The sequence below is a fragment of the Geminocystis sp. genome, from assembly GCF_041753295.1.
Lineage (GTDB): Bacteria > Cyanobacteriota > Cyanobacteriia > Cyanobacteriales > Cyanobacteriaceae > Geminocystis.
The window spans coordinates 33,412-46,300 of record NZ_JBGSUU010000064.1; the positions used below are offsets into that span (position 1 = coordinate 33,412).

The following is a 12,889-nucleotide window of genomic DNA, read 5'->3' on the forward strand; positions in this document are numbered from 1 at the left end:
AACACTTAAAGTTAAATAACAGTTAAATTCTCCTCAGTATAATTGATGAAAAGACCTATAGCGATTGATTTATTTTCTGGATGTGGTGGAATGTCTTTAGGTTTAGAAGCGTCTGGATTTGATGTTACTGTGGCGGTAGAATTTGATGCAATTCATGCCTTAATTCATCATCTTAATTTTCCCTACACTTCAACTATTTGTGAAGATATAAATAACTTAAAAACTGATTATTTAAAAGATATTCTTAAACAAAAAAAAGTTGATAATGATATTGATTTAATCGCAGGTGGTCCTCCCTGTCAAGGTTTTTCTTTGATGGGAAAAAGACAATTAGATGATCCTCGTAATTCTTTAGTTTTTGAATATTTTAGAGTAATAAAAGACTTAAAACCGAAATATTTTATCTTTGAAAATGTACCCGGAATTGCAGTGGGAAAACATCAACAATTTTTGGCAGAATTAATTACAGAATTTGAAAATATTGGTTATCGCATCGCTAAACCTTTTAAAATCCTTGATGCTAGTCTTTTTGGTGCTCCTCAAAAACGAAAACGTTTAATTCTTATGGGTAGCCGAAATGATGTCAAACCCGTTAATTATCCCCTCGAAATTCAAGAGTTTAATAATGTAGAGAGTGCGATCGCCGATTTAAGTTCAATTCCAGCGTTTATCGGTGAAAATAAAGGTATAAACTCAAAAAAACTGGATTATTCAGGATTTAGATCTAATTTTGCTTTAAATTCTCAAGGTATCTATAAATTCTGTCATCATCGACAACGAGATCATTTTATCTATAATCATGTAGGTTCTAATCATACAGATAAATCTATAGAGCGTTTTCTGTCAACACCCCAAGGAAATATAGAAAAAACCAGTCGCTTTTTAAAACTTTCACCTACAGGATTATGTAATACGTTAAGGGCTGGAACTGCTAGAGATAAAGGTGCATATACAGCAGCTCGTCCCATTCACTACAGTCAGCCTAGATGTATTACAGTAAGAGAGGCAGCACGATTACACACTTTTCCTGATTGGTTTTTATTTCATGAGACGATTTGGCATGGTTTTCGAGAAATTGGTAATGCAGTTATTCCTATGTTAGCTAAAGCTATTGGAGATGAAATAATTAAGGTTTTAGAAGTAGATATTAACCAATTAGAAGTAACAAAATTAGAAAAAGTTGAGCCAAAATTTATGGAATATAATATGGATAAAGCGTCTAATTATTGGAATATTTCTAATAATATAATCCCAAAAAGAAAAAGATTAGAAATGAATTTATTATGAGTAAATATGATGATGTTATATCAACAAAAAATAATCTTTATAATCAAAAAAATAAATATATTTGTGAACAAAAATAAAATTAATGATTTATAAATTTATTGATTTATTTGCAGGAATTGGAGGATTTAGATTAGGTTTTGAAAAAGTTGGTTTTCAATGTATATTTAGTTCTGAAATTGATGCCCACCCTAGAGAAATATATTTTAATAATTTTGGAGAATTACCTTTTGGAGATATACGAGAAATAAATATAAAAACTATTCCTAATTTTGACATTTTACTTGGGGGTTTTCCTTGTCAACCTTTTAGCATTGCAGGAGAAAAAAAGGGTTTTAACGATATTAGAGGAACATTATTTTTTGATATTGCTAAAATACTTGAATATCATAAGCCAAAAGTAGTAGTTTTAGAAAATGTAAAGCACTTTAAAAATCATGATCAAGGTAAGACATTAAACACTATTTTAAACACCTTAAATAATCTTGGTTATACAACAAATTGGGCTTTATTAAATGCCATTGATTTTGGTGTACCACAAAATAGAGAACGTACTATAATTATTGGTTATTTAGGAGATATTGAATTTGATTTTAATAAATTAAATACAGTTAAGCAAACAAAATTAAAAGATATTTTAGAAGATGATAGCGAAGAATTTGAGTATTTAAAAGAAGATGAATATACCTTAATTAAAAATCCTAAACAACAAGTTTCAGGGTTAATTTTTGCAGGTTATCGTAATAAAAATATCAGAATTAATGGTATTCGCCCTAACACAAAACATTTATCAAGAGTACATAAACAACCAAACAGAATTTACTCATCTCAAGGTACTCATCCCACATTATCTTCTCAAGAATCCGCTGGAAGATATTATATTTTACACAAGGGAAAAGTGAGAAAATTAACCTTAAAAGAATGTTATCGTTTAATGGGTTTTCCTGATGATTTTAAATTAATTGGTAGTAAAGGAAAACTTTATAATCGAGTGGGAAATTCTATCGTTATTCCTATGGTTGAAGAAATAGCTAAACAGGTAGAAAAACAATTATTTAATACAGATTATACTTTAAAATATTTATTCAAACCAAAACAAATGTCTTTATTAGATTACGGTAGCCCATTCGATTCAATACTTGGTTCATCGTAGTTGGTTTAGGTAATTGTTCATCTTGATAACCGATTTTTGATCTGGTGTCAATTTATGATGTGGTAATTACTTTTTACTCAATTCTTTACTCCTTATCTGTAACTCCATCTTTTTATTCCACCTTGTCAATTATCTGGTATTTTTATTTCTGAAAATCACCTAAGGTAAATTTAACCTAATAATTAATAACTTGAAAGATTCTTCATTATTCATTGCTATACTATTTATCAGAATATTAAATTTTGATTAATTTTTTTAACGTATATATTATAAGATGACTGTTCAAATTACGCTCAATGAACGCCATCAAAAAATTTTACAAGCAACCGTAAAGCATTATATCGCTACGGCTGAACCTGTTGGCTCAAAAACTCTGATTAATGAATATGATTTTACTATTAGTTCTGCAACTATTCGTAATGTATTAGGAAAATTAGAAAAAGCAGGTTTTCTATACCAACCTTATACTTCTGCGGGTAGAATTCCTTCTGATTCTGGCTATCGTGCTTATGTTGATCAATTAATCAATATAAAAAATTCGGTTAAATTTCCTTTTAATAAATTTGTAGATTCTTCTATCAAAAATAGTTATGGTCGTTATGAAATTTTATTTCAAAAAATTACTAATATTTTAGCTGATTTAAGTGGTTGTATTGCTTTAATTACTTTACCTCAAATTGCTAGTAATATCTTATATCATTTACAGCTTTTAAGAGTTGCTGATGATAAAATTATGTTAGTTATGGTTATTGATAATTATCAAACAGAATCAATTTTACTGGAAACTAATCAATTAAAAATTCCTCATGATGATAATTTTAATGACGTTATTGATCGTGAGCTAGAAATTTTATCTAATTTTTTAAATCATAAACTTAAAGGAGAATTCATTACTAAAATTAGTAATTTAGATTGGAGTGAATTAAACGAAGATTTTTATATTTATGCTGATTTTATCAATAATTTATTAACAAAAATAAAAACAAATTATCGTCTTTCTAATGCTACTCCTATTCTCATACAAGGATTTTCTAAATTAGTACAACAACCTGAATTTTCTCATATAGAACAGGTAAAAATATTATTAAATTTGTTAGAAAAAGAACAAGATCAGCTTTTACCTTTAGTTTTTAATGTTACTGATATTGATCATTCTTCCTCGGAAGTAAATATTCGTATCGGCTCGGAAAATCCTTTAGAATCAATGCAGTTTTGTAGTCTCATTTCTGCTTATTATTATCAAGGAGAATACCCAGCAGGAAGTGTAGGTATTATTGGACCTACTCGCATGGCTTACGAAGAAACCATAGCCCTAGTTCAATCCACAGCAAATTATTTATCACAGACTTTATAACAAATAACTTAATAAAACTTAAAATAAAATTGATGTAATGGAGACAAACAAGTAGTAATCTGTTATTTAATGGTCATTTTCACAAGAATAATTTAACTTATGGCAATTCAACGTGGTTCAAAAGTAAGAATTTTACGCAAAGAATCCTACTGGTTCAGAGAAGTAGGAACTGTTGCTAGTGTTGATAAAAGCGGGATCATTTATCCTGTAATCGTTCGTTTTGATACCGTCAACTATAACGGTTTCAGTGGTAGCCCCGGTGGTGTTAATACTAACAATTTTGCTGAACATGAATTAGAAGAAGTTTCCGCCCCTGTTGCGAAAAAATAATCTAGTTTAATGTAAATCTGATAGGGCTCAATTTATGCCTGAATTACCTGAAGTAGAAACAGTGTGTCGGGGGCTAAATAAGGCAACCTCCGAACTCACTTTTATTGGTGCACAAGTTTTATTATCTCGCACTTTAGCTTATCCAGATCTTGACTCTACATTTATCGAAGCCATTAAGTCACGAAAAATTATCACATGGCATCGACGAGGTAAATATTTATTAGCTGAATTATCTCGTGGTTGGCTTGGGATACATTTACGCATGACAGGGCAATTACTATGGCTAACTCAAGATACTCCTTTACATAAACATACCCGTATTCGTTTCTTTTTTCCTGATAATCAAGAATTACGTTTCGTAGATACCAGAACTTTTGGTAAAGTTTGGTTTATTCCCGATGATGATTCCCCAGAAAATATTATTACGGGTTTACAAAAATTAGGTTATGAACCTTTTTCGGCTGATTTTTCTAATTCTTATTTACAATCAAAGTTAAGTAAAAGTCGTCGCTTCATTAAAACTATTTTACTTGACCAAAGTTTAGTCGCTGGAATCGGAAATATTTACGCAGATGAAGCTCTTTTTCAATCTAATATTTATCCTCTTACTCTTGGCTGTGATTTAACATTTTCTCAAATTTCCGCCCTCAGATTAGCTATTATTACGATCTTACAAAAGGCGATCGCATCTGGAGGGACAACTTTTAGTGATTTTTTACAAATAACAGGAGTCAACGGTAATTATGGCGGAATTGCGTTAGTTTATGGGCGGAAAAATCAACCTTGTCGAGTTTGTGACACATTAATTGAAAAGATAAAAATTGGTGGAAGATCAAGTCATTTTTGTCCTCAATGCCAAATAAAAAATAAATAATAGACTTCTGGGAAAAATTGAGTATTGGGTTTTAGATATTTTTTAATTAATTCTTATCTGAGTGAACTATTAACAATTTCTAATAGATTGAACTCAGATGTTTTCATGAAATTGTTAAAAAAAAGTTATCTAAATTATTTAAAAATATCAAGATTACTGACTTTTCATTCTTACGCCGATACCTTATCATATTCAATATAGACTTTTTTCTATTTATATTTAAAAAAATATTGAGTTTTTTCTATGATAGACTCTACTGATAATTAATTATTTCAATTAAAGAGGAAAACCTAAGTGCAGATAACAAATAAAATAAATTTTCGCAATATTCAAGGGGATGTATTTGGTGGTTTAACCGCCGCCGTCATCGCTTTGCCCATGGCTTTAGCCTTTGGTATCGCTTCTGGTGCTGGTGCATCTGCTGGTTTATGGGGTGCAGTATTAGTGGGGTTTTTCGCCGCTTTATTTGGTGGTACTCCTACTTTAATCTCAGAGCCTACAGGACCTATGACGGTGGTAATGACGGCGATAATTGCTAATGCCATCGCTACTAATCCAGAAAATGGCATGGCTGTAGCTTTTACCGTAGTGATGATGGCAGGATTATTTCAAATTTTATTCGGCTTTTTAAAGTTGGGTAAATACGTTACTATGATGCCCTATACCGTTATTTCAGGGTTTATGACGGGTATCGGTTTAATCCTAGTTATCTTGCAAATTGCACCTTTTTTAGGTCAAGCTAATCCTAAAGGTGGTGTTATAGGTACAATTCAAAATATTCCGAATTTGCTGTCTAATATTAATCCTCTGGAAACTGTTTTGGCGGTGGTAACAGTAGTTATTCTTTATGCTGTACCTTCTAAATATAAGCGTATTGTCCCACCTCAGTTATTAGCCTTAGTTGGTTGTACTGTAGCATCTATAGTGTTTTTTGGAGACGCTGATATTCGTCGTATTGGAGAAATTCCCACTGGTTTACCCGCTTTACAAATACCTACTTTTGAACCTAGTCAACTACGCACGATGGTATTTAATGCGTTAGTTTTAGGAATGTTAGGCTGTATTGATGCTTTATTAACTTCTGTGGTTGCTGATAGTTTAACTCGTACGGAGCATGATTCTAATAAAGAGTTAATTGGGCAAGGTTTAGGTAATTTATTCTCTGGTTTATTTGGTGGGATTGCTGGTGCAGGTGCTACTATGGGCACAGTGGTTAATATTCAAACTGGTGCAACCACAGCATTATCTGGTTTAACTCGTGCCATCGTTTTATTTGTGGTGGTAGTATGGGCAGCACCTTTAACTTCTAGTATTCCTTTAGCTGTCTTAGCTGGTATCGCTTTTAAAGTGGGTATTAATATTATGGACTGGGGTTTTCTCAAACGAGTTCATAAAATTTCATGGAAAGCCGCCGCCATTGTTTACGGGGTAATTATTCTTACGGTTTTTGTTGATTTGATGGTTGCCGTTGGTGTAGGTGTCTTTATCGCTAACGTTTTAACTATTGATAAATTATCGGAGTTGCGATCTAAATCCGTTAAAATTATTAGCACAGCAGATGATCAAATTATTCTTAATTCTGAAGAAAAACAAGTCCTAGACTTAGCCGCAGGTCGTGTGTTATACTTCCACTTAAGTGGCCCTATGATTTTTGGTGTTGCTAAAGCCATCTCCAGAGAACATAATGCGATCGCCAATTATGATGTTTTGATTATTGATTTAACAGAAGTACCTTTATTAGGAGTAACATCTTCTCTAGCCTTAGAAAATGCCATTAGAGAAGCTGTAGAGAATACTCATGATGTTATTGTGGTAGGTGCAACGGGGAAAGTTAAAAATCGTCTTGAAAAATTAGGTATTGTAGGTTTGATTCCTGAATATCATTGGATGAATGACAAACTGATGGCTTTACAAGAAGGTTTAACTATTGTCAGAGAAAAAGAAAGCCAAGACTATAATGCAGGATTAACCGTTAATAATAATTAGGAGATAGAAGATAGTAGATAGTAAGAATCATCAACTATCTACTATCTTCTATTATTTAAGCTACTTCAGTTTGAGCAACTACAGGATAAACACTGACTTTTTTACGACTAGCGGTTTTATATTCAAAAGTGACAATTCCTTCTACAAGGGCAAAAAGAGTGTCATCTTTACCGATACCAACATTATTACCTGGATAGATTTTAGTACCACGTTGACGAACTAAAATATTACCAGCTTTAACAGTTTCACCACCGTAACGTTTAACGCCTAAGCGCTTAGAATTAGAATCTCTCCCGTTTCTTGTACTACCTGTACCCTTCTTATGTGCCATTAAATTATACTCCTAGTAAATTTCTTTTATTTGTTAATCTATTGTGCTTAATCTTAAGCCTCAAGGGTAACTTCAGCTTCTTTGATGTCAATTTCTTTTTCAGCTAAGACATTATCACCTAAACTGATAGATTTAATCAATAAACGGCTTAATTCCTGTCTATGCCCTCTTTTTTTACGGGTTTTCTTTTTAGGTTGCATTTTATAAACGATAACCTTTTTACCCCGACGATGACCAATAACAGTACTACCTACAGTAGCACCTTCAACGTAAGGTTGTCCAATATGAATTTGATCTTCATGGTGAATTAATAATACTTTATCAATCACTAATTCACCGTCTAACTCTACATCAATTTTATCTAAATCATAAAATCTACCCGGCTCAACTTTAACTTGTTTACCGCAGATTTCAATTACCGCATAAGTCATATTAATTTCCTTTTTATTTACTGCCGTACAGGTAGCAGACTTTTATTTTTCTGCTTTATATAATGTCTTACCTGATCCGAACAAGATTTAAGACACAACCGTTAATTCTATCATGACAGTTTAAACTATGTCAATAGCTAAGGTTTTGTTTTGTCTCATTGTATTTTTTTTCAGCAACCCCAGTTAAGATTAGCTTTCTCCATAACAAATACCTGATACCTATTAAATAACATCTGAATTAGTGGGTATTAAAAAGATTCATTAATGGAAATAATTTTTGAATTAGGATCTAAAATAGGTAGAGATAACGTAAAACAACTACCTTTATTCTCTTCTGAAATAAGGGTAATATCTCCTCCGTGAAGTCTTGCTAATTCTCTAGCAATAACTAAACCTAAACCTGTGCCTCGATGGTGACGATGTAAGGGAGTATTTAATTGAAAAAAAGGTTGAAATAATTGTTGTTGATATTTTAAATTAATACCAATACCCGTATCAATAATATTAAATTTTAAATAGTTATTTTCTTGTTTTACATCTAAAGTAATTGAACCAACTTCGGTAAATTTTACCGCATTAGAGAGTAAATTTAATAATACTTGTTTGATGCGACGTTGATCTACATAACAATATTTTACATCATTAGCTATAGTTAATATTAATTGTAAATTTTCCTCGTCAGCTTTGGTTTTTATTAAAGCTAAAGATGATTCGCATAACTCATTTACCAATATTTTTTCAATGACTAAATCTTCTTTTTTTGCTTCTATTTTAGATATATCTAATAAATCATTAATTAAATCTAATAAATATTTTCCTGATTGATAAATAGCATCTATATATTGATCTTGTTTTGGGTTTAAATCACCATATATTTTTTGCTGTAACATTTTAGAAAACTCTATTATAGCAACGAGAGGGGTTCTTAATTCATGATTCATATAAGATAAATATTTACTTTGATTTTCTTTACTTTTTTTTAGTTTTTCTTCTTCTTTTTGTAAGTCTTTTTCTTTATTTTCTATGGATATTTGATATAAATAAATAGCTAAATATTGGGTTATTATATTTAAGACTTTTTTTACTTCAATTTCTGAATAATCAAAAATTTCTACTTCTAATAATAAATAACCTAAGGCTTTTTTTTTAAAATTTAAAGGTAAAATATCGATATAATTTATTTGATCATACTTTTGATCTTGACTATTTAAAAAATTATTTTCTCTTTTTAAATTATCATTATTTAAACATTTTTCTCGAGATGCAATAAGCTGATTATAAATCTTATGTAAATATTCTTGATATGGGGTGTTATTTTCTTTACTATAAACAACCTTTATTTCTTCAAATTTATCTATAACTGTATCAATAATAATAAAAATATTTAGCTTCAAGTATTCAGATAACATTTCATCGCAACATTGACAAAAATAATCAATATTGTCAGAAGTTTCTAATAAAGAAAGCAAATTATCATTAATTTTTCTATAATTAATCTTGTTGAAAATAAGGTTGTTTTGCATATTAAACGGAGTTTTATTAGATAAAAATAAAAGGCAATAAACAACTGTTAGAATTGTCGGCGAGAAAAGATAAAAATAGTAATGCTTAATAATAATATGATATACAAGATTGCATAGATTAAGCTACTAATTAATTCCCCCGTGTTAGGTAAAATATTGTAAACAGCTTCATTTTTTAAGTTTAATCGAGCTAAATCGGGTAAGATTAAAAACAGAATTTTAGTTATTTTTTCAATACTCGGATTCTCAGTGATTTTACCTAATTGTAACAGATCTCTACTTAAGTGTCCCATTATATACACACCAAAGCTCAAAAGAGTTGCTAAAATTGAGCTAGTAAAAACCCCAAACGTCATGGCAATAGCGGTTAATAAGGCTAATTCTAGGAAAATATAAGCCATAGCGATTAACAAACTTTGTAAAGGATAATTAATCTGCAATAAACTCATTAAAGCAAAATATATCATCGTCATGGTAGTAATTAATACCACCAATACTCCTGATAAGCCTAGATGTTTCCCGATAATAAATTCTGTGGTAGTTAGAGGTTTTGGTACTAATATTAAGACAGTTTTTTTTTCAATTTCTTTATTGATTAATCCTGTGCCTACAAAAATTGCAACAATAGCACCTAAAAAACTAATAGCGCCAATACCTAAGTCTAAGAATATTTTTTCATCAGTACTAACCGCAATGGGAGGTAAAATACGGGAAGCTAAAATCAGTAACAGTACAAAAAAACCGATTACATATAAAATACGATCTCTAATTACTTCCCGAAAACCATTACTAGCGATGGCAAAAATTCGATTAATATTCATTAGTGTTTTGCATATTAAGTTAGCTAATTAGTATTTTAACCAATGAGTTACCATTAACACTAAAAGTCTTTATTTATTCCTAAATATTCATGATCAACTGAGATAATTTATAATTATAATCTTTCATAATAAAGAATTATCTTATAAAATTTTATTGTTAAACATCTTAATTAATTAACCTAATTTGATAATTTATTCAGTAAAAAATTAAACATTTTAAAGGATATTATCAGGGTGATAAAGGAAACGAGGAATACTTTAGAGGTGAATTGGTTTCACCCTCTTAATAGGAATTAAAAAAGAAACAGAGAATGATATTAAATAGTCTAATAAATAAATTAACTAAAAGAAAAAACCATTAGTAATTTGATGTCTATAAACTAATTCTTTAAAACCTAATACCTAATACCTAATACCTAATACCTAATACCTAATTATTTTGATGCCATTGCCAAGCATGACTAATAATTGTCTCAATGTCTGGATATTGAGGATTCCAACCTAATATTTTTCTAGCTTTTTCACTACTTCCTACTAACATCGGCGGATCTCCAACTCTGCGATCGCCAATTTGTATGTTAAAATCTTTTTGGGTGACTTTTTTGGCAGCTTCAATAACTTCTTTGACAGAAAAACCGTTACCATTGCCTAGGTTGAAAACATCACTTTTACCGCCTTTTAAGAGGTATTCTAAACCTAATAAATGAGCGGAGGCTAAATCTTCCACATGAATATAATCACGAATACAAGTGCCATCAGGGGTAGGATAATCATCTCCTAAAATAAAAATTGAATCTCGTTTTCCTAAAGCTGTATATAATACTAAAGGAATCAAATGAGGTTCAGGATCATGATCTTCTCCAATTAAACCATCAACGGAAGCACCAGCCGCATTAAAATAACGAAAGGCTACATATTCCCAATTATAAGCCCGTTGAAAATCTGCTAACATCTTCTCTACCACTAATTTTGTATAACCATAGGTATTGATAGGATTTTGAGAGTGACTTTCGGTAATCGGAATCTCCTTAGGTATTCCATAGGTTGCACAAGTAGAGGAAAAAACAATATTTTTTACCCCCGCGGATTCCATCGCTTCCAATAGGTTAAGAGTAGAAACCACGTTATTACGATAATACTTAGCTGGATTTTCCATAGATTCTCCTACATAAGCATAGGCGGCAAAATGAATGACTGCTTCAATATTATACTCTTGAAAGATTTTAGCTAATAATTGGCGATCGCACAAGTCACCATGAATAAAATTAACATTTAATTTATCTATGATATATTGATGACCATAAACTAGATTATCGAAGACAAGAAGATCATAACCCTTACTTTTGAAAAGTTTAACAGTATGAGAACCAATATAACCAGCACCGCCTGTAATTAAAATAGTCATAATGAAAATATCTAAAATTATGTCAATAAAACTTGCTAATTATACTATAGGTATCCTCTGAGTCGTGAGAAATAATCATGTTTAATTAGTAATCAGTTATCAGCTATAGCTATCAAAAATATCGAAAATTATCATAAATAATTTAGGAAGAATATATTGTTACACACATGAAGAGAAAGAAAAGGAAGATAAAATCCGCAAAAAAAATAAGGATAAAAGTTAAAATAGATCGTACATTAACTCTTCTTAACAGATTAACAGTAAGTGAGAGACTATAATAAATTATCTATGTCCAAATTTAGGATCAAATTTTATGATTGATATAATTATTATTGGTATTTTTATTTTCGCCTTTGCGGGTATAGGCTTTGATGTGATTCAAATTTTACCTGCGGATATTCAAAATCAAATTTCTAATATTCAAGCATTACGGTGGTTAGCGGCGGGATTTGCTTCTATTATAGGTTTAGCTTTAGGTTTAGTTGCCCAAACTACATATCGTCGTTTAGAGCAAAAAATCCGTAAAACACCCATAGAAGTTATCATTACAAGAGCAATAGGTTTAGTCATCGGGTTATTATTAGCCAATTTAATGTTAGCACCAATTTTTCTCTTACCAATTCCGGGTAACTTTAGCTTCATTAAACCGATGATGGCAATTTTAGGCAGTGTGATTTTCGCCGTATTAGGAATATCTTTAGCGGATACTCATGGGCGCACTTTTTTGCGTTTAATTAATCCTAACAGTATCGAATCTATGTTAGTAGCAGAAGGCACTTTAAAACCCGTTGCTACCAAAATTCTTGATACCAGTTGCATTATTGACGGTAGAATTCAACAACTTTTATCCACTGGTTTTGTGGAAGGGCAAATTTTAGTGCCCCAGTTTATCTTACAGGAATTGCAACAATTAGCTGATGCCACAAATGATCAAAAAAGAGTCAGAGGAAGAAGAGGTTTAGATATTCTCAATCAAATGCAAGTAGAATATCCTGAAACCATCGTTATTCACCCTGCGGAATATGAAGATGTAACTACAGTGGATGCAAAACTATTACATTTAGCCCATGACATTAACGCCATGTTAATTACCAATGATTTTAATTTAAGTAAAGTAGCGAGTTTGCAGAAAATCCTCATTCTTAATGTTAACGATTTAGCGCAAGCCGTGCGCCCGATTTATCTTCCGGGGGATTATATCGACTTAAAAATTCTTAAAAATGGCAAAGAACCAACTCAAGGTATTGGTTACTTAGAAGATGGTACAATGGTGGTGGTAGAAGACGCCAATAATCATGTTGGAGAAGAATTAAGAGTTACTGTTACTTCTGCTTTACAAACTTCAGCGGGTAGAATGATTTTTGCTAAAACCAGTGTCTCTACGGTTGCTTCTTAAC

The 12,889-nt window shown here is 31.0% G+C and carries 12 protein-coding genes; 7 read left to right on the plus strand and 5 right to left on the minus strand.

The window, feature by feature from the left end; translation table 11 throughout:
* Positions 1-42: 42 nt before the first annotated feature.
* From ACEW8E_RS06560 to ACEW8E_RS06585, 6 genes are all read left to right on the plus strand, one after another.
* Positions 43-1,287, plus strand: coding sequence for a DNA cytosine methyltransferase (locus tag ACEW8E_RS06560; RefSeq protein ID WP_373479537.1), 1,245 nt, complete (start codon positions 43-45; stop codon positions 1,285-1,287).
* An 82-nt stretch (positions 1,288-1,369) separates the two neighbouring features.
* A complete protein-coding gene (locus ACEW8E_RS06565) occupies positions 1,370-2,437 on the plus strand; it encodes a DNA cytosine methyltransferase (protein ID WP_373479538.1) in 1,068 nt (355 codons plus the stop codon).
* Positions 2,438-2,711: 274 nt separating this feature from the next.
* Positions 2,712-3,791: a heat-inducible transcriptional repressor HrcA gene (gene hrcA / locus ACEW8E_RS06570; protein ID WP_373479539.1), complete on the plus strand. Its 1,080-nt coding sequence runs from the start codon at positions 2,712-2,714 to the stop codon at positions 3,789-3,791.
* Between the two features lie 99 nt (positions 3,792-3,890).
* Positions 3,891-4,121, plus strand: coding sequence for a photosystem I reaction center subunit IV (locus tag ACEW8E_RS06575; protein WP_373479540.1), 231 nt, complete (start codon positions 3,891-3,893; stop codon positions 4,119-4,121).
* A gap of 34 nt (positions 4,122-4,155) precedes the next feature.
* Positions 4,156-4,995, plus strand: a complete 840-nt coding sequence (locus tag ACEW8E_RS06580) for a DNA-formamidopyrimidine glycosylase (protein ID WP_373479541.1) — start codon at positions 4,156-4,158, stop codon at positions 4,993-4,995.
* Positions 4,996-5,289: 294 nt separating this feature from the next.
* On the plus strand, positions 5,290-6,981 hold the full coding sequence (locus ACEW8E_RS06585) for a SulP family inorganic anion transporter (RefSeq protein WP_373479542.1): 1,692 nt from the start codon (positions 5,290-5,292) through the stop codon (positions 6,979-6,981).
* Between the two features lie 55 nt (positions 6,982-7,036).
* On the opposite strand, the gene rpmA is transcribed toward ACEW8E_RS06585, so the two are convergent.
* From rpmA to galE, 5 genes are all read right to left on the minus strand, one after another.
* Positions 7,037-7,312, minus strand: coding sequence for a 50S ribosomal protein L27 (gene rpmA, locus ACEW8E_RS06590; RefSeq protein ID WP_373479543.1), 276 nt, complete (start codon positions 7,310-7,312; stop codon positions 7,037-7,039).
* Between the two features lie 53 nt (positions 7,313-7,365).
* Positions 7,366-7,743, minus strand: a complete 378-nt coding sequence (gene rplU, locus ACEW8E_RS06595; protein ID WP_373479544.1) for a 50S ribosomal protein L21 — start codon at positions 7,741-7,743, stop codon at positions 7,366-7,368.
* A gap of 248 nt (positions 7,744-7,991) precedes the next feature.
* The gene (locus ACEW8E_RS06600) at positions 7,992-9,266 is read right to left on the minus strand and encodes a sensor histidine kinase (RefSeq protein ID WP_373479545.1); all 1,275 of its coding nucleotides are present in this window, start codon (positions 9,264-9,266) and stop codon (positions 7,992-7,994) included.
* A 47-nt stretch (positions 9,267-9,313) separates the two neighbouring features.
* The gene (locus tag ACEW8E_RS06605) at positions 9,314-10,087 is read right to left on the minus strand and encodes an ABC transporter permease (protein ID WP_373479546.1); all 774 of its coding nucleotides are present in this window, start codon (positions 10,085-10,087) and stop codon (positions 9,314-9,316) included.
* A 430-nt stretch (positions 10,088-10,517) separates the two neighbouring features.
* Entirely contained in the window at positions 10,518-11,492 is a 975-nt protein-coding gene (galE, locus tag ACEW8E_RS06610) for a UDP-glucose 4-epimerase GalE (RefSeq protein ID WP_373479547.1), read from the minus strand.
* A 313-nt stretch (positions 11,493-11,805) separates the two neighbouring features.
* On the opposite strand from galE, the gene ACEW8E_RS06615 reads away from it, so the two are divergent.
* Entirely contained in the window at positions 11,806-12,888 is a 1,083-nt protein-coding gene (locus ACEW8E_RS06615; RefSeq protein WP_373479548.1) for a PIN/TRAM domain-containing protein, read from the plus strand.
* The last annotated feature ends 1 nt before the right edge of the window (position 12,889 follow it).

Bases quoted from the DNA above. Each gene is read 5' to 3' on its own strand.
- ACEW8E_RS06565 (WP_373479538.1), top strand. From the start codon at position 1,370: ATGATTTATAAATTTATTGATTTATTTGCAGGAATTGGAGGATTTAGA.
- hrcA (WP_373479539.1), top strand. From the start codon at position 2,712: ATGACTGTTCAAATTACGCTCAATGAACGCCATCAAAAAATTTTACAA.
- ACEW8E_RS06575 (WP_373479540.1), top strand. From the start codon at position 3,891: ATGGCAATTCAACGTGGTTCAAAAGTAAGAATTTTACGCAAAGAATCC.
- ACEW8E_RS06580 (WP_373479541.1), top strand. From the start codon at position 4,156: ATGCCTGAATTACCTGAAGTAGAAACAGTGTGTCGGGGGCTAAATAAG.
- rpmA (WP_373479543.1), bottom strand. From the start codon at position 7,312: ATGGCACATAAGAAGGGTACAGGTAGTACAAGAAACGGGAGAGATTCT.
- rplU (WP_373479544.1), bottom strand. From the start codon at position 7,743: ATGACTTATGCGGTAATTGAAATCTGCGGTAAACAAGTTAAAGTTGAG.
- ACEW8E_RS06600 (WP_373479545.1), bottom strand. From the start codon at position 9,266: ATGCAAAACAACCTTATTTTCAACAAGATTAATTATAGAAAAATTAAT.
- ACEW8E_RS06605 (WP_373479546.1), bottom strand. From the start codon at position 10,087: ATGAATATTAATCGAATTTTTGCCATCGCTAGTAATGGTTTTCGGGAA.
- galE (WP_373479547.1), bottom strand. From the start codon at position 11,492: ATGACTATTTTAATTACAGGCGGTGCTGGTTATATTGGTTCTCATACT.
- ACEW8E_RS06615 (WP_373479548.1), top strand. From the start codon at position 11,806: ATGATTGATATAATTATTATTGGTATTTTTATTTTCGCCTTTGCGGGT.